Annotated in this window: 21 protein-coding genes; 16 read left to right on the top strand and 5 right to left on the bottom strand. The window is 53.5% G+C overall.

Annotation, left to right across the window (positions count from 1 at the left end):
- Nucleotides 1-16 precede the first annotated feature (16 nt).
- The 3 genes from rpmE to nhaD all read right to left on the bottom strand — a co-directional run bounded on the left by rpmE (nucleotide 17) and on the right by nhaD (nucleotide 3,014).
- Nucleotides 17-217 (bottom strand): 50S ribosomal protein L31, encoded by a 201-nt coding sequence (gene rpmE / locus NP596_RS10240; protein WP_256615253.1) that lies wholly within the window; start codon nucleotides 215-217, stop codon nucleotides 17-19.
- A 93-nt stretch (nucleotides 218-310) separates the two neighbouring features.
- A complete protein-coding gene (locus tag NP596_RS10235; RefSeq protein ID WP_256615252.1) occupies nucleotides 311-1,666 on the bottom strand; it encodes an AmpG family muropeptide MFS transporter in 1,356 nt (451 codons plus the stop codon).
- Between the two features lie 40 nt (nucleotides 1,667-1,706).
- Nucleotides 1,707-3,014, bottom strand: a complete 1,308-nt coding sequence (gene nhaD / locus NP596_RS10230) for a sodium:proton antiporter NhaD (RefSeq protein ID WP_256615251.1) — start codon at nucleotides 3,012-3,014, stop codon at nucleotides 1,707-1,709.
- 210 nt (nucleotides 3,015-3,224) lie between these two features.
- Here nhaD and NP596_RS10225 point away from each other — a divergent pair, with 210 nt between their 5' ends.
- On the top strand, nucleotides 3,225-4,877 hold the full coding sequence (locus tag NP596_RS10225) for a nitrite/sulfite reductase (protein WP_256615250.1): 1,653 nt from the start codon (nucleotides 3,225-3,227) through the stop codon (nucleotides 4,875-4,877).
- Entirely contained in the window at nucleotides 4,864-5,316 is a 453-nt protein-coding gene (locus NP596_RS10220; RefSeq protein ID WP_256615249.1) for a DUF934 domain-containing protein, read from the top strand. Before NP596_RS10225 ends, NP596_RS10220 begins: the two co-directional genes overlap by 14 nt.
- Nucleotides 5,317-5,408: 92 nt before the next feature.
- On the opposite strand, the gene NP596_RS10215 is transcribed toward NP596_RS10220, so the two are convergent.
- Together NP596_RS10215 and NP596_RS10210 are read right to left on the bottom strand one after the other, a co-directional pair.
- Nucleotides 5,409-6,770, bottom strand: a complete 1,362-nt coding sequence (locus NP596_RS10215) for a S41 family peptidase (protein WP_256615248.1) — start codon at nucleotides 6,768-6,770, stop codon at nucleotides 5,409-5,411.
- Between the two features lie 36 nt (nucleotides 6,771-6,806).
- Complete coding sequence (locus NP596_RS10210; RefSeq protein WP_256615247.1) at nucleotides 6,807-7,970, bottom strand: murein hydrolase activator EnvC family protein; 1,164 nt, start codon at nucleotides 7,968-7,970, stop codon at nucleotides 6,807-6,809.
- A gap of 472 nt (nucleotides 7,971-8,442) precedes the next feature.
- Between NP596_RS10210 and NP596_RS10205 the strand changes: the two genes are divergently transcribed.
- From NP596_RS10205 to NP596_RS10140, 14 genes are all read left to right on the top strand, one after another.
- Entirely contained in the window at nucleotides 8,443-8,754 is a 312-nt protein-coding gene (locus NP596_RS10205) for an ArsR/SmtB family transcription factor (protein WP_256615246.1), read from the top strand.
- Nucleotides 8,755-8,789: 35 nt separating this feature from the next.
- Entirely contained in the window at nucleotides 8,790-9,227 is a 438-nt protein-coding gene (locus NP596_RS10200; protein ID WP_256615245.1) for a rhodanese-like domain-containing protein, read from the top strand.
- Between the two features lie 25 nt (nucleotides 9,228-9,252).
- On the top strand, nucleotides 9,253-9,729 hold the full coding sequence (gene secB / locus NP596_RS10195; RefSeq protein WP_256615244.1) for a protein-export chaperone SecB: 477 nt from the start codon (nucleotides 9,253-9,255) through the stop codon (nucleotides 9,727-9,729).
- 6 nt (nucleotides 9,730-9,735) lie between these two features.
- A complete protein-coding gene (locus tag NP596_RS10190; protein ID WP_256615243.1) occupies nucleotides 9,736-10,734 on the top strand; it encodes an NAD(P)H-dependent glycerol-3-phosphate dehydrogenase in 999 nt (332 codons plus the stop codon).
- Between the two features lie 321 nt (nucleotides 10,735-11,055).
- Nucleotides 11,056-11,523: a division/cell wall cluster transcriptional repressor MraZ gene (gene mraZ, locus NP596_RS10185; RefSeq protein ID WP_256615242.1), complete on the top strand. Its 468-nt coding sequence runs from the start codon at nucleotides 11,056-11,058 to the stop codon at nucleotides 11,521-11,523.
- A 5-nt stretch (nucleotides 11,524-11,528) separates the two neighbouring features.
- Nucleotides 11,529-12,458, top strand: a complete 930-nt coding sequence (gene rsmH / locus NP596_RS10180; protein ID WP_256615241.1) for a 16S rRNA (cytosine(1402)-N(4))-methyltransferase RsmH — start codon at nucleotides 11,529-11,531, stop codon at nucleotides 12,456-12,458.
- The gene (ftsL, locus tag NP596_RS10175) at nucleotides 12,458-12,730 is read left to right on the top strand and encodes a cell division protein FtsL (protein WP_256615240.1); all 273 of its coding nucleotides are present in this window, start codon (nucleotides 12,458-12,460) and stop codon (nucleotides 12,728-12,730) included. The genes rsmH and ftsL overlap by 1 nt, the downstream gene beginning before the upstream one ends.
- Entirely contained in the window at nucleotides 12,730-14,454 is a 1,725-nt protein-coding gene (locus NP596_RS10170; protein WP_256615239.1) for a peptidoglycan D,D-transpeptidase FtsI family protein, read from the top strand. The genes ftsL and NP596_RS10170 overlap by 1 nt, the downstream gene beginning before the upstream one ends.
- Nucleotides 14,451-15,908: a UDP-N-acetylmuramoyl-L-alanyl-D-glutamate--2,6-diaminopimelate ligase gene (locus NP596_RS10165; protein ID WP_256615238.1), complete on the top strand. Its 1,458-nt coding sequence runs from the start codon at nucleotides 14,451-14,453 to the stop codon at nucleotides 15,906-15,908. Before NP596_RS10170 ends, NP596_RS10165 begins: the two co-directional genes overlap by 4 nt.
- On the top strand, nucleotides 15,905-17,272 hold the full coding sequence (locus tag NP596_RS10160; protein WP_256615237.1) for a UDP-N-acetylmuramoyl-tripeptide--D-alanyl-D-alanine ligase: 1,368 nt from the start codon (nucleotides 15,905-15,907) through the stop codon (nucleotides 17,270-17,272). Before NP596_RS10165 ends, NP596_RS10160 begins: the two co-directional genes overlap by 4 nt.
- Nucleotides 17,272-18,354, top strand: a complete 1,083-nt coding sequence (gene mraY, locus NP596_RS10155; RefSeq protein WP_256615236.1) for a phospho-N-acetylmuramoyl-pentapeptide-transferase — start codon at nucleotides 17,272-17,274, stop codon at nucleotides 18,352-18,354. The genes NP596_RS10160 and mraY overlap by 1 nt, the downstream gene beginning before the upstream one ends.
- Nucleotides 18,355-18,356: 2 nt before the next feature.
- The gene (gene murD / locus NP596_RS10150; RefSeq protein WP_256615235.1) at nucleotides 18,357-19,721 is read left to right on the top strand and encodes a UDP-N-acetylmuramoyl-L-alanine--D-glutamate ligase; all 1,365 of its coding nucleotides are present in this window, start codon (nucleotides 18,357-18,359) and stop codon (nucleotides 19,719-19,721) included.
- Nucleotides 19,721-20,887 carry a putative lipid II flippase FtsW gene (gene ftsW, locus NP596_RS10145; protein WP_256615234.1) on the top strand — a complete coding sequence of 389 codons (1,167 nt, stop codon included), beginning with the start codon at nucleotides 19,721-19,723 and terminating at the stop codon, nucleotides 20,885-20,887. The genes murD and ftsW overlap by 1 nt, the downstream gene beginning before the upstream one ends.
- A partial coding sequence (locus NP596_RS10140) for a glycosyltransferase (protein ID WP_256615261.1) occupies nucleotides 20,884-20,986 on the top strand: 103 nt, incomplete at its 3' end. The genes ftsW and NP596_RS10140, both read left to right, overlap by 4 nt.

The raw sequence follows: 20,986 nt of genomic DNA, 5'->3' as shown, positions 1-20,986 counted from the left end.
GGACAGCTGGTTAAACTTATTTACCGAATCTTTTACGGAATTTATCGACACGGCCGGAGGTATCCACCACCCGCTGCTTACCGGTGTAGAAAGGATGGCAAGAAGAACAAACCTCTATGTGTAAATCTTGCGACAAAACTGAACCTGTTTGAAAGGTGTTACCGCAGCCACAAGTGACAGTAATCTGTTTATATTCAGGATGAATTTCTGGTTTCATATTGCTCACATACCCGTTTTGGGCCACATCATAATAGAGAACTGCTTATGATAAAGCCTGCTTGAAGTTACCGCAATAAAAAAAACAATAACTTTAATTGCTTGCCTGATTTTTCAACCCGGCATTCTCGCCATCCGGCGGCATACGCATGACCAATGCAGCTAAAATAATGGCAGGAATACCTATTAGCGCCGCATAAACAAAAAAACCGTCATAACCGTAACCCGCCACAATCTCTCCCGAAAGGCCGCCAATCAGCTTCGCCGGCAAGGTCATCAACGAGCTGAACAAAGCATATTGGGTAGCAGTGTAGGCGCTATTCGTTAAACCGGACAGATAAGCGATGAACACGGCCGAGGCAATGCCGCCGCAGAGATTATCCGCGCTTACCACGCCAGCCAACAGATACACATTAGGCTCGACCACAGCCAGAACCGCGAACAACAAATTAGTCAGCGCCACAATGACGGCCCCGAACAACAAAGGCCGCATTATTCCGTAACGCAAGACAAAAACACCGCCTAGCGAGGTGCCCAGAATAGTCATGAAAAAACCGAATACCTTAGTCACATCGGCGATTTCTTTTTTACTGAATCCCAAATCCAAATAAAACGGATTTGCCATGACACCCATGGCAATATCGCTCATTTTATATAACGCTATCAAAAGCAGAATCACCACCCCGCGGCGGCCGTTGCGCTGAAAAAACTCCAGAAAGGGGCTGACCACCGCATCCAAAAACCAGCGCAGCAACCCGGCTTCCGTTGCCGCATGCAATGAACGCTCTAATGTTTTCTCGATAATTTGCGCGGCTTGATTAACACCGTGGACAGGTTCGCGAATAAGTAAAGTCGAAACAACGCCCACAACCATCAATGCCGCCATCGCCTGATAGGCAATTTGCCAATTGATAAATTCCGCTATGTACAGCGCACCCGCGCCGGCCGTCAACAACGCCAACCGATAACCGAATACATACGTGGCCGCCATTGCACCCTGGAATTTCACCGCCACCGCCTCTATGCGGTAAGCATCGATAACAATATCCTGAGTTGCGGAACAAAACGCCACCCAAACGGACAACCAAGCCAACCGCTCCAATTGACTGCCCACCGGGAGCAGACTCATCCCCCAAAGCCCAACGGCAATGCCCACTTGAGAAAGCAGCATCCAGCCGCGCCGCTTACCGAAAACCCGGGTTAGCAAAGGCAGCGGCAACCGGTCAACAACCGGCGCCCAAAACACTTTAACGGAATAGGCGACGCCCACCAAACTGAAATAACCGATAACGGCAAGATTGACTTGCTCATCCGCCAACCAAGCGGACAAGGTCGAGGAAACCAGAATAAAAGGTAGGCCGGCGGAGAAGCCTAGGAAGATCATACCCAGCACTTCAGGTTGGGTATAAACGGAGAAAGCTTGGCGCCAACTTTGCTGGGTTATTGCCAAACGCTTCCTCCTGTTGCCGATAAAACCACTAAGGCTCTAATTATCCGTTAATCAGATAATGCGCAACGATACTGGCGACGTAGCCGCCCGCAATTACCGGCGTCCATTTCAAGTGGCTGAAAAAGGTGTACTTATGATTGGATTGCCCCATCAATGCGACCCCGGCGGCGGAACCGATCGACAGCATCGAACCGCCAACGCCCGCGGTCAAGGTTACCAGCAACCATTGATACAGATCCATATCGACCCCCATGTTCAATACCGCAAACATGACCGGAATATTATCGACAATCGCGGAAATGATACCCACCAGAATATTGGCGGTTGTCGCGCCCAAACCGTCATACATACCGACGGACATTAATTCCAGGTAGCCGATATAGCCCAATCCGCCGACCGCGAATACCACGCCAAAGAAGAACAATAGCGTATCCCACTCGGCATTTTTGACCTTGTTGAAAATATCGAAGCCGTCGCCGCCCTCGACGCTGTAACGCACATGCAGCGCATGCCCATACAGCATCAGCACGGACAAGCCCAGCATCATGCCCATGAAGGGCGGCAAATGTAAAAACTGTTTAAAGCTGACCGCCGACACGATAGTCAGGCCGAACAAGCCGCAAATGATCAGCGCGCCCGGTTTCATTTCGACCGCTGCTTCGTCGGTTGCCTTGGGTTGCTCGTCCGGCACCGCTTGCCACATGAAGAAAGCCGGTACCGCATAATTCACGACCGACGGAATAAACAATTTGAAGAAATCGAAAAATTCCGCGTAACCGGCTTGCCAAACCATCAGCGTGGTAATGTCACCGAATGGGCAAAATGCGCCTCCCGCGTTGGCGGCAATCACCAAGTTGACAAAGCCGATGGAAATGAATTTCTCGTTGTCCGCGCCCACCGCCAACACGACAGCCCCCACCAATAAAGCCGCGGTCAGATTATCCGCAACCGAGGACAGGAAAAAGGTAATGATGCCGGTAATCCAAAACAGCTGCTTATAACCGAACTGTTTTCTGATCAGCCAAGACCGCAAGGCTTCGAATACATTGCGCTCCGCCATCGCATTGATATACGTCATCGCCACCAGCAAAAACAGCATCAATTCGGCATACTCTTTTAAGTCGTGCTCGAAGGCTTGATGCAACTGCTCGCCGGGTACGCCGGCTTCCTGCGCCAAAATCGCCACATGCGCCCAAATCACCGCGGCCGCGAAAATGACCGGCTTCGATTTGCGCAGATGCGTAAACTCTTCGGTCATCACGAAACCGTAAGCCACTATGAAAATCAGCACGGTGTAGATACCCCGCTCCGTTCCGGTCAGCCCAAGATTTTTAATCTCTTCAGCCATGGCTATTTCTGGCAAAAACAGCAAGCCAGCCAAAATCAAAAGTAAGCGCAACAAGATAACCCCCTTTACTTGTAAGTTTTAGTCATTATTAATAGTAAAAAAATCAGCGGGGCATGTTATCACCATACAATAATCTTTGTCATTTAATGCCTGCCGGTATATTATTCCAGCCCTTATCAAACCCGTCCCCACAGTAAACAGCAGTTCTAAATGTATCAATATAACGAGCAAGATCAAACACTTATTGAAGAGCGCGTTACGCAGTTCCGAGGCCAGACACAACGCTTCCTGAATGGCGAACTCGGCCCCGACGAATTCCGCGCACTCCGCCTGATGAACGGGCTCTATATCCAGACCCACGCCCCCATGCTCAGGGTAGCCGTACCCTACGGCCTGCTCGCCTCCAGACAACTGAGAATGCTAGCCAAGGTGGCGCGAGACTACGACAAGGGTTACTGCCACTTCACCACTCGCCAAAACGTTCAATATAACTGGCCCTCGCTGGATCGCGTCCCCGACCTGCTGGCCGAGCTGGCCACGGTACAAATGCACGCCATTCAGACCAGCGGCAACTGCTTGCGGAATACCACGTCCGACCATTTGGCGGGCGTATGCGTCGATGAACTTGAAGATCCCCGCCCATACTGCGAAATCATCCGCCAGTGGACGACCTTGCACCCGGAATTCGCCTACCTGCCCCGCAAGTTCAAAATCGCCGTCAGCGGCTCCGAACACGACCGCGCCGCGGTGCAACTGCATGATATAGGCGTCTACCTGGTCCGCAACGAAACCGGCGAAATCGGATTCAGGGTCCTGGCCGGCGGCGGCTTAGGCAGAACCCCCATCATCGGCCAGACCGTAAAACCGTTTTTGGAGAAAAAATATCTGCTGTCCTATTTGGAAGCCATTCTTCGCGTCTATAATTTACTCGGCCGACGCGACAACAAATACAAAGCCCGCATCAAAATTTTGGTCAAGGAAACCGGTCTGGAGAAATTTACCGCTCTGGTGGAAGAGGAATGGCTGCAAATTCGGGACGACATGCTGTTGGGCGAAGACCGCATTGCCGCCATGCAAGCCCAGTTTACCCCGCCCGCTTACGAATCCAACGCGAACAGCGACACCGGCTTGGCCCAACGTTTGACGGACGATGCCGCTTTCGCCAAGTGGTTTAAATACAACAGCGTCGACCATCGGATCTCCGGTTACCGCGCCGTTTTTGTTTCGCTGAAAGCCCCGGACTCCCCGCCGGGCGACATCGGCGCGGACCAACTCGATGCCTTGGCGAATCTGGCGGATGATTATAGCTTCGGCGAAGTCAGAAGCACCCATAGGCAAAATCTGGTCTTGGCCGACGTAAAACACGCCGATCTGTACAGCTTATGGCAAAGACTGGATGCATTAAAACTGGCCACGCCCAACATCGGTACCGTGACCGATATGATTTGCTGCCCGGGGCTGGATTTTTGCTCGCTCGCTAACGCCGGCTCGATCGGCGTTGCCAAGGAAATCAATCAGGCGCTCGACGATATGGACTACATTCACGATATCGGCGACATCAAAATCAACATGTCCGGCTGCATGAACGGCTGCGCCCACCAAAGCGTCGGCCACATCGGCATCCTGGGCGTCGATAAAAAAGGCGAAGAGTGGTATCAAATTACCCTGGGCGGCTCGTCCGAAAACGAAGCGGCCATAGGCGACCGCCTGGGACCGTCGGTGGCCAAGCATCAGATCACCGAGTCCATCACACGTATTCTGGATGTCTATGTGCAGCACCGCTTAGAGGATGAAACGTTTTTGCAGACCGTCAAGCGCGTAGGCCTGGAACCCTTTAGAGAAAAAGTTTATGCCAATCATTAAAAATCAACGGATTTTAGAAAACACCTGGACATTTGTGGAGGATGACGCCCCGTTGCCCGCCGGAGACATCACGGTATCGGCCAAACGCTGGACGGAAGATAAGGCCGCCCTGCTGCAACACACCGGCAAGCTGGGGGTAAGACTCGCGCCAGCCGACAATGTTGCCGCGCTCGGCGACGACTTGCCGGTCATTAAACTGATAGAACTGAATTTCCCGGCTTTCAACGACGGCCGCACTTTTTCGCAAGCCCGCCTGTTAAGAAGCCGCTATGGCTATCAAGGCGAAATTCGCGCGATTGGCAACTACATGACCGATCAGGTGTTTTATCTGCACCGGGTTGGCGTGGACTCTTTCGAGTTTAACAATCCCAAAGACATGGCGTTAGCGTTATCCGCCATCAAGGATTTTACAATCCGTTACCAAGCGTCCACCCGCTAAATCCGCCCGATTTTTAAGCCCACCCTTAAAAATCGCTAGACACAAAAAAACCGGCCAACCAAGGTGGTTGGCCGGTTTTTTATCGGCCGAACTTATCTGCCTTTCAGAATACTGACACCTTTGAGCAAGTTCAAGGCCTCGTGCAGCGGATAATCGCGTATATCGGCGTCCGACTCAGCGCCATCCGCCTCTTTATCCAAGCCTTCCTTGTCATCGGCATTTTCATTACCGTCCGGCTTCTTTTTCTCGCCGTTGCCATTTGACAAATGACCGGATAAATCCGCTTCTTTAATGGCATCAAACTTGGCTTTTTCCAACGCTTCCAACTTGACGCGCGCCAAAGTCACGTCCGGCTCTATGCCTTCGGCTTGAATCGAGCGGCCGGAAGGCGTGAAATAGCGCGCGGTTGTCAATTTGACCGCCCCACCGTTACTGGTCGGTAAAATGGTTTGCACCGAGCCTTTGCCGAACGATTTCTCGCCCATGATGATGGCCCGTTTGTGATCCTGCAACGCGCCGGCCACAATCTCGGAAGCCGATGCCGAGCCGCCGTTAATTAGCACGACAATGGGCGCCCCGTCAATGACATCGTCCGGCGTGGCGTTGAAACGCATTTCGGAATTTTTAATCCGTCCTTCCGTGTAGACGATCAATCCCGACTGAATGAAGGCATCGCTGACATCGACCGCGGCATTGAGCACGCCGCCCGGATTATTGCGTAAATCCAGAATAATGCCCTTTAGCGGCGCTTCGTTTTCTTTTTTCAATTCGTCGATAGCGTCAACCAAACTTTCGCCGGTACCCGATTGGAAACTGCTGATCCGCAAATAACCGTAGTTTTTCTCCAACATCCGGCTTTTCACGCTTTTGACTTTGATGATGTCGCGGGTAAGTTCGAATTTTAACGGCGCCTCCGCGCCTTCCCGAATCACGGTCAAGACAATTTTACTGCCCGGTTCGCCCCGCATGATTTTTACCGCATCCCCCAGCGTCATCCCTTTGACCGGCTTATCGTCAAGCCGCACAATCAAATCGCCGGCTTTAATGCCGGCTTTTTGCGCGGGCGTATCGTCAATGGGCGACACCACTTTGACAAAGCCGTTTTCCATACCGACTTCAATACCCAGCCCACCGAATTGCCCGGTCGTGCCTTCCTGCAATTCTTTATATTCTTCATCGGCCAAATAGGCGGAATGAGGATCCAGCCCCGACAACATGCCCCTGATCGCGTCTTCCAGCAGTTTTTTATCGGATACCGGCTCGACATAGTCTTGCTTGATACGCCCGAAGATTTCGGTGAATGTTCGCAATTCCTCGAAGGGCAAGGTTTGCGCGTCTTCGGATTTTAAGGAAACAGCGGCTCCTTTTTCCGCGAAAACGCTGCCGCAAATGCTGACCATGGCCCCCAGAATGAATCCAACCAATAAAATCAAAATGTTTGTTTTTTTCCGCATGTGTTTTAAAACTCCAACAACCTGTTTCCTAAAAGATTAACCCTTACTTGGTTTGCGACACCATTTTTCGGGATCGACGGCCCTGCCTTTTTGGCGGATACCGAAATACAGCGCGGCACTCGAGCGCCCGCCGCTACGCCCTACGGACGCCACTATATCGCCCGTTTTAACATAGTCACCGACACTTTTATGCAGACTCTGGTTAAACGCATATAGACTCATAAAACCTTTACCGTGGTCGACAATCAGCATCAGCCCGTAACCTCTCAACCAGTCTGCATACACTACCCGACCCGCCGCAACGGCATGAATAGCCGACCCCTCGCGCGCACCGATAACCGTACCATCCCAGGTGGTTTCGAAGCGCCGGCTACCGAACCGCTCAACAATGGCCCCTTGCACGGGCCAAGGCAACTGCCCTTGCAGTTCGGCAAAAACCTTCCCCGCCAAAGGCGGGCCTGCGCGGTTTTCTGCTTTGTTGGACTGAGCTTGCAGCGGCCGCTGCTCGGTAATTGCCGGTTTTTTTTCGACAACCGCTTCAGAAGGCGGAGTCTGCGGCCCATTATCATCAGTTTTCTGCAATGACGCCACTAAAGCCGCCAATTTTTCCTCGTCATGCATCAAACTTGTGAGTTGCTCCTGCTTGTGTAAGTAGTCCCGGTTGATTTGCGCCAACAAGACCTCCCTTTGCTGCTTTAACGCCTGCAGCGCGTCGGTTTCCTGCTGTTTCTTTTCCAAAACCGCTTGCAAGAGCTGGCTTTCGGTATCCTTCCGCGCCTCCAACTGCCGCAAAGTGTTGAAATCCTCTTCTATCGCTCGCAATTTCCGCAGCCGCGCTTTGCTAATGTAATCGAAATACATCAGCATGCGTCCGGATAAAGCCGGATCACGTTGATTTAGCAAAACATCCAGACCTTCTTTACGGCTCATGGCGTGGGCCGATTTGACCGCTCCCTGCAAACTCTTCTGCTGGGTTTGCAGGTCTTTTTCGGTATCGGCAATTTTATTCCTGACATCCAACAGCGCGTGCTCCTGCTGCCGGATTTCGGCTTTGACGGCATCCAAGGCATTGACCTGCTCGCCATATTGCTTTTCCAGCTTCCGCAATTGCTCGATCCGGACAGCTTTTTCCGCGGCCAGTTTTTTGACATCGGTGCCGACTTGTTGGATTTTAGCCTGCACCCCGGCCAACTCGCGCACTTTTGCGGCCTCGGGCCCCGCCCAAAGGACGGGGCTAACGCCTGCGCAAGCAAGCCAAAAACAAAACCTGATCTTCATAACCATCCAATTAAAGGGCGCCCCGCCAACTCCACAGACTTTTGTATATCCGGAGTCGCGCCCCGCATGGCAAACTTGCCATTTTCACGCCGCCGACACCGTTCTAAATTTTAAGTTTAAAGGTTTCGACCGATTTGCCATGGCGTTTAAAATCCCACCGACTTCTATTGATTCCATGGCTTAGGCCCGAATTTTCAGCCCCAAAAAGACGGCGCATTGACGCCCCATCCATTCCAGCTATTGATCATTACAGTCCACTCTGTTAGATTTGCTGAATTTTTGCGGCGGCTCAAGCGATATAGCTTCACTTGGCTTTACCATCATTATACAGTAGGTGTATGCTGGCGTAGCTGAAAATAGCCCGCGCCGGCGCATCGAATTTTTAGACGACCCTATGGAAGATAACGACGACCACATACTCTACAACGACAACGATATCAATCGAGCCGCTCGTTGCTTGAAAGCCATGTCCCACCCCTTGCGTCTGAAAATTTTATGCGTCCTGGGCGACAAATCGATCAGCGTGCAGGACATCGTCGAACAGGTTGGCACCAGCCAAAGCAATATTTCGCAACATTTGGCGATACTCAGAGATAAAGGCATTCTGGATTTTAAAAAAGACGCTAACCGCGTTTATTATTTTATCGACGATAAACGCGTTATTCATTTAATAGAAATGATGCGTACGGTTTTTTGCGAAACCTAATTCCCTCACCAATCCAATAACCAAACAACCCCGCGATGGACCAATATATCGAATTTGCAACCAACCATTACCTGCTGTCGTTTTCACTCGTCTGCGTTATATTCCTGTTGATTCAGGATTTGCTGTCGAATTCTTTTAACGGCTACGAAAGCATTTCCCCCTTGATTGCCGTCACCAAAATGAATGACGACAAAACGGTGGTTATCGATGTCAGGGAACCCAACGAGTTTCTGAAAAGCCATATCGAAAACGCCATCAATATCCCACTGGCCAAATTAGACGAGAAACTACCCTCGCTGGAAAAGCACAAGACACATCCGCTTATCGTGGCCTGCCAAACCGGCGCCCGCTCGGTACCCGCCTGCAAAACCCTGACCAAAGCGGGTTTCGGACAGGTATTTCTTATGCAAGGCGGCATGCAATCCTGGGAAGAAAATAAATTACCGATCAAAATCAGTAAAACGCACGACTAATATCAACCTAACCTGGCACTGAATCATGGCAGAAACCAACACAGCCGGCGAAAAGCAATTCGCCATCCAGAAAATCTATACCAAAGATATTTCTTTTGAAACACCTAACTCTCCTAAAGTGTTTACTCAAAAATGGGAACCCGCGCTTGATCTAAACTTAGGCACCCATGTCGAATCCCTGGAAAATTCGATGTTTGAAGTAGCGCTCACCATCACAGTCACCGTAAAGCTGGGGGAAACCACCGCCTATCTGGTCGAAATCAATCAGGCCGGCATATTCACCATTTCCGGCTTCAGCGAACAGGAAATGGGACCAATGCTAGGCAGCTTCTGCCCTAACATCTTATTCCCATACGCCCGGGAAGCGATCTCCGATCTAGTCAATAAAGGCGGTTTTCCGCAATTGATTCTGGCCCCCGTCAACTTTGACGCTCTTTACATGCAGCACTTGCAGCAGAGCCAACAAAACCAACAAGGCACGGAAGCCAAAACACTCAATTAACCGCGCATGCCCTCATCCATTAGCGTTTTGGGCGCCGGCTCGTGGGGCACGGCCCTCGCCATACAAGCGGCGCGGAACGGTTGCGATACACTACTATGGGGGCATAACCCGCAACATATCGCCGCGCTGAAACAGGCATCCGAAAACCAACGTTATTTACCGGGCTGCGCTTTCCCCCGCAATCTAGCCGTAACCAACGACCTGCGGCAGTGCGCCTTATTTAGCTCATTGCTGCTGTTATCGGTACCCAGCCACGCCTTCAAAGCCACCCTGCAACAGATAAAACCCTTCCTGGGCGATCAACCCCGCATCGCCTGGGCTACCAAGGGATTCGACAGCGGGAACGGCGCATTGCTGAGCGAAGTCGTGATCGACGTTCTCGGCCACGATGTCTTAACAGCCGCGCTCTCCGGCCCCACCTTCGCCAAGGAAGTCGCGGACGGGCTGCCGACCGCCATCACAGTCGCATCGGCCTCGCAAAACTTCGCCTCTCAAGTGGCCGCCATCCTGCATAATCATCGCTTTAGAGCCTACACCAGCAGCGATATTATTGGCGTCCAAGTCGGCGGCGCCTGTAAAAACGTGCTAGCCATTGCCGCCGGCATTGCCGACGGCCTCGGCCTGGGTGCCAACACCCGGGCGGCATTAGTGACTCGCGGCCTGACCGAAATCATGCGCCTCGGCACCCAGCTCGGCGGCCAGTCCGATACGTTCATGGGACTGGCGGGCCTGGGAGATCTGATTCTGACCTGTACCGACAATCAATCCAGAAACCGCCGCTTCGGCCTTGCCCTAGGCCAAGGCAAAGACCGGAAACAGGCGCTGCAAGAAATCGACCAATCCGTTGAAGGCATATCCGCCGCCAGAGAAGCATACCTGCTCGCACAAAAACACCATGTCGAAATGCCGATAACGGAACAAGTCTATAACGTTTTATTCAACGACCTCTCCCCCATTCAGGCCGTACAAAATTTACTGGCCCGAGAACAGAAACCCGAAAATTAAAAAACATCGTGCATATTGCACAATGCAATATGCACGCAAGCGCACTAGAAAATTACCCCATCGAACGCAGTCAAACCCGAACTGACATTTTTGTCAGATTCGACATCAAGATATTTTTTTAACCGCCTGATAAAAATAAACTTTATTTTTCCGCCAAACAAGCGCTTGCTTGCGCAAGTAAATTCGGCGTAAGTCATTGTAGAAAAAGAAAGAATTTAATCTGAATGTCTCTTGACTAACACCCTGTTGAAACTTATAGTGGTGCAAAAATGAGGTAAAGTGGTTAAAAAGGGATTTTTTCAGATTATTTTGAGGTTCATTTTGTTCCGAGGCATAAGTTCAATCAACCTAGATGCGAAAGGCCGCATTGCGGTTCCTACCCGTTACCGGGAGGAGTTACAAGACTGCTGCGAGCGTCAGATGGTGGTGACCGTTGCCGTGAATGACAAATGTGTCGGAGAAGCAGGTTGCCTGTGGCTTTACCCTTTGCCCGAATGGGAAAAACTGGAGCAAACCATCAGCAAGCTACCCACGCTCAACAAAATGGCCGGCAAATTGCGCCGCTTTGTGATCGGCCACGCCACCGAGTGCGAAATGGATGCGCAAGGCCGCTTGTTGATACCGGAAAAATTGCGCGAATATGCAGGCATGGACAAACAACTGTTTTTGGTGGGTCAACTGAATAAATTTGAAATCTGGAGCGATGCCGCGTGGCAGGCGAAAGAACAGGAGTGGCTGGACGGCAGCGATACCGAGGGGCTTGAAGAACTGGGCTCGCTGTCGTTTTAACGCCCATGCCGACACACCAGACCGTTTTATATGAAGAAGCGCTTGAGAGCTTAAGGATTAAAGCCGATGGCATTTACATCGATTGCACATTCGGACGCGGCGGACACAGTATCGGCATACTTAACAAACTGGGCGAACATGGAAAATTACTGGCGTTTGACCGGGACATCGACGCCATAGCCAGCATCGAAGCCAAAAATTTACTGACCGATCAACGCTTTCATCTGCATCACGGTTGCTTTGCGGATTTAGCGGCCGTATCGGAGCATTTAGGTTACATCGGCAAGGCGGACGGCATTTTAATGGACCTGGGGGTTTCATCGCCCCAATTGGATAACGCTGAACGCGGCTTTAGTTTTTTGCGTGACGGTCCATTGGACATGCGTATGGATACCCACCATGGCTTAACCGCCGCGCAGTATTTAGCCCAGGTTGAAGAACAGGATTTGGCGCGGGTTTTGTTTGAATACGGCGAAGAACGCTTTGCCAGGCGCATTGCCAAAGCCATTGTGGACCGGCGCCGGCTGCAGCCATTACAGACCACCCTGCAATTGGCCAAATTGATAGAAGACAGCGTGCCATTCAAGGACAAGCACAAACATCCGGCAACCCGCGCTTTTCAAGCGATCCGGATTGAAATCAACCAAGAACTGGAACAGGTGAAAACGGCATTGCGGCAAGCGGTTCAGGTATTGGCGCCAGGCGGAAGACTCGTCGTCATTGCTTTTCATTCGCTGGAAGACCGTATCGTGAAACGCTTTATTCGGGGAGAGTCCGGGCTGAAGCATAACCCCGGAAAATTACCCGTCAAAGAACAGGACATTGCCAAGGGCCAATTGAAAAAAGTGGGTAAATCGATACGCGCGCAAGCAGAGGAACTGCGATTCAACCCCAGGGCCCGTAGCGCCATCATGCGCGTGGCCGAGAAGATTTAATGGCGGCCATGAAGAACATTCTGCTCAGCATCTTGATTGCCATGCTGCTGCTGTCGGCCATTGCGGTGATTTACAGTAAATACCAATCCAGACTGTTGTTTATCGAAATACAGAAAAAAGAAAAGCAGCTGGACGACTACGAAGTGGAATGGGGGCGTTTGCAATTGGAACTCACCACCCTGACCGAAGAAAACAGAATTGAAATCGAAGCCAGAAACCGCCTGATGTTAACGTTACCGGCTCAAAATAAAATTGTGTATATAAAACCTTAATGCGCATTTCAACGGGTACCAGAACAGTTAGACAACCGCCGCCGGATTTTCACATCAGGCGAAAATTGCTGCTGGGCACCATGCTGACCGCCATGCTGACTCTAACCGGCCGAGCCATGTATTTACAAGTGTTCGACAAAGAATTTCTGCAAGACAAAGGCGATTTACAGCATATCGGCATCGTCGACGTCCCCGCCTATCGCGGTCAGATACAGGACAGAAACGGCGAACCGCTGGCCATCAGCACGCCCGTGCAATCGATCTGGATGAACATGCGCCAGCTCAAGGACAGCGAGCGGGACAAACTAAAGCAAATGGCCAAAATTTTGGGCATGGCCGATAAAGACCTGCAGGCCTTTTTAACAAAAGAAGCCGGCAAGCGTTTCGTATACGTTAAACGGCAGATCAACCCGGACTTGGCCGAAAAAGTGAAAGCCCTGGAGATCACCGGCGTATATTTCGAGCGCGCCTTCAAGCGCTATTACCCCGCCGGCGCCACCGCCGGGCATTTGCTGGGTTTTACCAATATCGACGATATCGGCCAAGAAGGCATGGAGCACGGTTACGACTACATTTTGCGCGGCAAACCGGGCAAAAAACGGGTGATTAAAGACGGCAAGGGCCACATCATCAAGGATGTCGAGAATATACAGGAAGCCATACCCGGCCAGGATTTGATGTTAACCATCGACGAACGGATCCAGTATTTGGCTTATCGGGAATTGCAGGCCGCCGTGCTTAAGCATAAGGCCCATTCGGCATCGCTGGTGGTTTTGGACGCCAAAAACGGCGATGTGCTGGCGTCGGTTAGCCAGCCCGCATTCAATCCGAACAACCGCAAGGAGTTGCGCAGCGACCGCTATCGGAACCGGGCCATGGTGGACAGTTTCGAACCGGGCTCGACCGTAAAACCCTTTGTGGTGGCGGCCGCATTGGATGGCGGCTATGTCGATCCGAATGCGCTGATTGAAACCCATGGCGTTTACCACGTCGGACGCAACGTGGTGAAGGACATTCACAACTACGGCACCATGGATTTGACTTTAGTGTTGCAAAAGTCCAGCAATATCGCGGTCACTAAAATCGCCATGAGCATGCCGCCGGAATACTTCTGGAACATTTACAGCAATTTGGGCTTCGGCGCCTCTGCCGGCGTCGGCTTCCCCGGCGAGGCCAGCGGCTCGTTACTGGATTACCAGGGCTGGCACGAATTCGACCAGGCCATTTTATCGTTCGGCTACGGCGTATCCACCTCGATACTCCAGTTGGCGCGCGCCTACACGGCCTTGGCCGACAACGGCATCGTGCATTCGGTGTCGTTGTTAAAACGCGACGAAGACCCGGACTCGAAACAGATCTTCAAACCGGCTACCGCGCAAAAAGTCAGAGACATGCTGGAGCGCGTAATTACCAAGGAAGGCACGGCTTATCAGGCCAGAGTGGAAGGTTACAGGGTCGCGGGCAAAACCGGCACGGTAAAAAAGGCGGCGGCGTCGGGAGGCTATACCCACGACAAATATTTATCGGTATTCGTCGGCATGGCGCCTGCCAGCAATCCGCGTTTCGTGATTGCCGTGGTAGTGGATGAACCGACCACGGGCCAGTATTACGGGGGCCTAGTAGCGGCACCGGCGTTTTCCCGCGTCATGGGCGGCATTTTACGTATCTACGGCGTGGAGCCCGACGGCATGGATACCATGCCTTTATTACTGACCAGACAATGAAATTAAGCGATTTACTGACATCCATTGCCGATATAAGCCTCGATTACGAGATCGGAGGCTTATGCCTGGACAGCAGAAAAGTCAACGCGGGCGACTTGTTTATCGCCCTGAACGGCGCCTTGCGGCATGGTTTGAACCATGCCCGGCAAGCGATTGCCAACGGTGCTGTTGCGGTGATTTACGATCCGGAAGGCGTTCAGGACGCATTGTTAATAAAGGATGAATTTACCGCCATACCGAATTTAAGCCGCCACTTGGGCGAGATAGGCGCGCGCTTTTATGACCGCCCCTCGCAAAGCATTGATGTGATCGGCATCACCGGCACCAATGGCAAAACCACCTGCAGCCAGTTGTTGGCGCAAGCCCTTAAAGACTGCGGTGTCATCGGCACCTTGGGCTGGGGACGGGTTGACCGCTTACAGCCCACGATCAATACCACGCCGGATGCGCTGGACGTACAGCGCATGCTCCGCCTACTGGCCGAAGAGGGACAAAAAACCGTGGCGATGGAAGTGTCCTCGCACGGGCTGGAACAGGGCCGGGTCAACGCGGTTGAATTTAAAGGCGCCGTATTTACCAACCTGAGCCGCGACCATCTGGACTATCACGGCAATATGGAAGCCTACCTGCAAGCCAAGTTAAGCCTGTTTAAAAACCCGGCCCTGGCATTTGCCGTCGTGAATCTGGACGACGCCAGCAGCCAAGCTGTGTTGGAAACCTTGCATAAAAATGTGAAACGCTGGGTTTTCAGCACCTCGGGCCGCCAAACCGCCGGCGCCGAATGCGTAACCGCCGGCCGCGTGGAACACAGCGCAAACGGGATCGATTTCGAGGTGCATTGGGCCGGCAAAACCGCGCCTGCGACCACATCGGTGATGGGCGCTTTCAATCTGCAAAACGTCATGACGGTTTTGTGCGTGCTGCTGGCCCTAGGCTGGCCGTTCGAAACCGCCGTTGCGCAATTATCGCGCTTAAAAGCCGTCACCGGCCGCATGGAATCGTTCGGCGGCGCGGGCAAACCTTGCGTGATCGTGGATTACGCCCACACGCCGGACGCACTGGAGAAAGTGTTGTTGGCCGCAAAAAATAAAGGCGAATTATGGACGGTTTTCGGTTGCGGCGGCGATCGCGACAAAGGCAAGCGGCCGCTGATGGGCCGGATTGCCGAAACCTACGCCGACCATGTGGTCGTCACCGACGACAATCCGCGCACCGAAGCTCCGGAAGCTATTATCCGGGATATTTTGACGGGTTGCCTAAGCAACAAAACCCGTATTATTAACGACAGAAACGTAGCGATAACCAGCGTGATACAACAAGCCAAGCAAAACGACTGCGTCGTTATTGCCGGCAAGGGCCATGAAAACTACCAGGAAATCCAGGGCGTCAAAATGCCGTTTAGCGATCAGGCCGTGGTGCAACAAGCCCTGGCCGCGTGGGGCCCGAAGCCATGAATTTATCGCTCAATGAAATTGCCCAAGCAGTGCAAGGCCAAGCCATGGGTGAAGATTTGCCCATCAGCGGTATCGGCATCGATACCCGCACCCTGAAATCCGGCGACCTGTACGTCGCCATCAAGGGGCTGCAATTCGACGGCCACGATTTTTGCGGCAAAGCCGAGCAAGCCGGCGCTCGCGCGCTGCTGGTCAGCAAAACCATCGACAGTCCGCTGCCGCAAATTTTGGTTGCGGATACCCGTCTGGCATTGGCGGAACTGGCCGGTTACTGGCGGAAAACTCTGCCGGTCAAAGTCGCCGGCGTCACCGGCAGCAACGGCAAAACCAGCGTCAAGGAAATGATAGCGGCCATTTTCGCCACCCAGGGCAACACTTTATATACCCAGGGCAATTTGAATAACGACATCGGCGTGCCGTTAACGCTGCTGCGCCTGGATGAAACCCACCAATACGCCGTGATCGAAATGGGCGCCAACCATCCCGGCGAAATCGCCTTTACCAGCCGATACGCCCAAGCCGATGTCAGCGTCATTACCAATGTCGGCCCGGCCCACATCGAAGGTTTCGGCGATATCGCCGGCGTTGCGGCCGCCAAGGGCGAGATTTTTGAAAACCTGCCGCCGCATGGCGTGGCGGTATTGAATCGCGACGACAGTTTTTACGATTTCTGGCTGCAAGAAAAAGTCGGCGGCCGCAAAAGCGTCAGTTTCGGTTTTGCCGCGGCCGCCGATATCCGCGCCGAAAACATCCAATCGCGCCTGGACGAACAGGGCTTTAGCACCCAATTCGATCTGCTAACACAATCTAGCCGGCAAACCATGCAGTTAAATCTGGCTGGCGAGCACAACGTCAAAAACGCCTTGGCCGCCGCTGCCGTCGCCATGCAATTCGGCATCGATTTAACGTCCATCAAGCGCGGACTGGAACACATGCGGCCGGTCACGGGCCGGCTGCAGGCGCTGCGGGGCCGTAAGGGCAACATCGTCATCGACGACACCTATAACGCCAATCCCGCGTCTTTAAAAGCGGCGCTGGACGCGGTTGCCCAAAGCCCGCAACCGCTCTGGCTGGCGTTAGGCGCGTTTGGAGAACTCGGCCCGGACAGCCCGGCGATTCACGCCGAATTGGGGGAGATGATCAAGGCCAGCCCGGTTAAACAGCTGTTTGCGACCGGCGAACTGGCCAAATATACCGTCGACGCTTTCGGCGAAGGCGGCCGATTTTTCGATAGCCAAGCGGCACTCATCGACAGCTTGATCCAGACGGTTACCGGCAAGGAAACCCTATTAATAAAAGGCTCGCGCGCGCAAAAAATGGAACGTGTGGTAGCGGCGCTGGTAGACAATTTTAGAGCGGCATAATGTTACTTTTACTCGCGGATTATTTGACGAATTTGGACAGCGGCTTCCGGGTCCTGCACTATCTGACCTTTCGCGCCATTTTGGGCGTGCTGACCGCATTGACCATTTCCTTCATCATCGGCCCGATCATGATCGAAAAGCTCACCCGCAGAAAAATCGGTCAAAGCGTGCGCGACGACGGCCCGCAAAGCCACTTTTCCAAGTCCGGCACGCCTACGATGGGCGGCACCATGATTCTGCTGTCGGTGGCCATCAGTACCTTATTGTGCGCCGATCTAAGCAATCGCTATATCTGGGTGGTTTTGTTGGTGACATTGGCGCATGGCGTGATCGGTTTTATCGACGATTACAAAAAAGTCCTGCTCGGCAACAGCGACGGCTTGTCGGCCAGAGCCAAATATCTGAGCCAGTCGGTGGTCGCCCTGGGAGCGGCCGTTTATCTGTACCACACCGCGCAAGTAGCCGCCGAAACCCAGTTTATCGTGCCTTTTTTCAAAAACGTCACACTGAATATGGGCTGGGGTTATGTGGTGCTGACTTATTTCGTGATCGTCGGCTCCAGCAACGCAGTCAACCTGACCGACGGCCTGGACGGCCTGGCCATCATGCCGACCGTGATGATAGCAGCGGCTTTGGCCATCTTTGCCTATCTCTCCGGACACGCTAATTTTTCGCAATATCTGGCTATTCCACACATTCCGAAAGCCGGCGAATTGGTGGTATTTTGCGCCGCGCTGGTCGGCTCCGGCCTGGGTTTTTTATGGTTTAACGCCTATCCGGCCATGGTGTTCATGGGCGATGTCGGCGCGCTGGCCCTGGGCGCCGCGCTTGGCATCGTGGCCGTGCTGGTCAGGCAGGAAGTGGTACTGGTGATCATGGGCGGCATCTTTGTGGTGGAAACCATCTCCGTGATCATTCAGGTCGGCTCTTACAAAACCCGTAAAAAACGGGTGTTTTTAATGGCCCCCATCCACCATCATTACGAACTAAAAGGCTGGCCGGAACCGCGCATCATCGTGCGCTTCTGGATCATTTCGGTAATTTTGGTGCTGATCGGCCTGGCCACCCTGAAACTGAGATAATCATGAATAGCGACGCCTTTCTCAGCGCTGTGGACACGCGTTTCAAGCTGGATCCGGCCGACGCCCGGCTGTTGATCGTCGGCCTGGGCGCAACCGGCTATTCGGCCGCGCAATTTTTGCAGCAAACGCCGATCAAATTCGCCGTTATCGACAGCCGCAGCAATCCGCCGCAGATCGACGGGTTGCGCGAACAAATGCCGGACGTGCCGGTATTTTCCGGCGGCTTCGACCAATCGGCCTTTGAAGTGGCTACCCACCTGCTGATCAGTCCGGGCGTTTCGCTGAATGAAAAAGCCATAGCCAAGGCCGTGCGGGCCGGCGTGACAATCATCAGCGATATCGACTTGTTTGCCTGCGCCACCGACAAGCCCATTATCGCCATCACCGGTTCCAACGGTAAAAGCACCGTCACCACCATGTTGGGCGACATGGGCAATGCCGCCGGTCTGAAAACGGCCATCGGCGGTAATTTGGGCACGCCGGCCCTGGACTTATTGCAGCAGGACGCCGATTTATACGTATTGGAACTGTCCAGTTTTCAACTGGAGCGCACCTCGGCGCTGAATGCCAAAGCGGCAACCGTGTTAAATCTCAGTGCCGACCATCTGGACAGGCACGATGGCATGTCCGGCTACGCGCATGAAAAACAGCGTATCTTCCGCGGCGATGGCGCCATGGTTCTGAATGCCGACGATCCCATGGTCATGGCCATGCTGGACCGCGGCCGCACTCACTTTAGTTTTTCCGTGCGGCAACCCGCCGACTTTTATCTAAAACGCGGCGACGTCGACCAATTAATGTTCGGCGGCGACGTATTGATGAATGCCGACGACTTGAATCTGGAAGGCAGTCATAACATCGCTAACGCACTGGCGTCGCTGGCATTGGGCCATGCCGTCGGCCTGGACATGAACGCCATGTGCCGGGCACTGCGAAAATTCAAAGGCTTGCCGCACCGCATGCAGAAAGTCGCCGAAGTACACGGCGTGCGCTGGGTCAACGACTCCAAGGCCACCAATATCGGCGCCTGTATCGCGGCGCTGCAAGGCTATGACCGCAAAGTCATTTTGATCGCCGGCGGCGACGGCAAAGGCGCCGACATGGCCGAGCTGAAACCGATCGTACAGGAAAAAACCAAGGCGGTGGTGTTGATGGGCAAAGACGCAGGCCTAATCGGCGAGGCATTGCACAACTGCGTGCCCACCCGGTTTGCCGCCGATATGCGCGAAGCGGTCAGTATCGCCGCCAGCCTGGCGGAAACCGGCGACAGCGTTTTGCTATCGCCCGCTTGCGCCAGCCTGGACCAATATAAGAGTTATGCCGACCGCGGCAACCAATTCGCCCAGGCCGTCATGGAGTTGCCGTAATGAGCGCCGTCCCGCCCAAACCCCGCCCCATTCAGCGGTTTCATATCGACCAGACCTTGCTGACGGTCTGCCTATGTTTGTTGGGCATCGGCTTTGTCATGGTGGCGTCGTCATCGATGCATCTGGGGGTCAAAATGGCCGACGACGTGTCGTATTACCCGTTCAAGCAATTGGTTCACATCATCCTGGGGCTGATGTTTGCCGCGGCGATTCTGGTCGTGCCGATGAAATCATGGCAAAAAATCGGCCAGCCTTTATTTATTGCCGGCTTGGTATTGCTGCTGGTGGTGCTGGTTCCGGGCGTCGGCGTTAAAGTCAACGGCAGTACCCGTTGGTTGTCTTTGTTGGGTTTGCGGATCCAGGTTTCTGAAGTGATGAAATTCATTTCCGTGATTTATATGGCCGGCTACATCACCCGGCACGCCGACCACGTGCGTCATTCCATATTCGGCCTGCTGCGCCCGCTGATGCTGCTGTCCGTGGCCAGCATTTTACTGCTGCTGGAACCGGATTTCGGCTCCGCCGTGGTGATACTGATCATCGCCATGGGCATGATGTTTTTGGGCGGCGCGCGCCTATCGCCGTTTGCGGCCCTGGTCGGCTTGGTATCCTCATCCGCGGCAATATTGGCCTACACCTCGCCGTACCGTCTGAAACGGATTACCGGCTTTATCGACCCTTGGGAACATGCCAGGGACAGCGGCTACCAACTGACCCAGGCCCTGATTTCGTTCGGGCGCGGCGAAGTATCCGGGGTGGGCCTGGGCAACGGCCTGCAAAAACTGTTTTATCTGCCGGAAGCGCATACCGACTTCCTATTTTCGGTACTGGGGGAAGAATTGGGCCTGGTCGGCGTCACGCTGGTGATTGCCTTATTCACCACCCTGGTGGTGCGCGGCTTCAGTATCGGCGAACAGGCAGAGGCCGCCGGAGAACGTTTTTCCGCGCTGGTGGCCTACGGTCTGGTGATCTGGTTCGGTTTCCAATCCTTTGTAAACATGGGCGTGAACATGGGCATTTTGCCCACCAAGGGTTTGACCCTGCCGCTGATGAGCTACGGCGGCGGCAGCATGATCATTATGTGCGGCGCCATGGCCGTCTTGTTTCGCATTCATTACGAAGTGACGGAATTGCATAAAAGCAATGTCAAGGGAAAGCCGAGATGAGTGCCCGCATCCCCACTATCGTCATCATGGCCGGCGGCACCGGCGGACATGTGTTTCCGGCCCTGGCGGTCGCCGAGGAACTGCGCGGCCGCGGCTGGC

The organism is Methylomonas rivi, from assembly GCF_024505165.1.
Lineage (GTDB): Bacteria > Pseudomonadota > Gammaproteobacteria > Methylococcales > Methylomonadaceae > Methylomonas > Methylomonas rivi.
The sequence above is the reverse complement of the archived record's forward strand: the minus strand, read 5'-3'. Positions and strand labels throughout refer to the sequence as shown.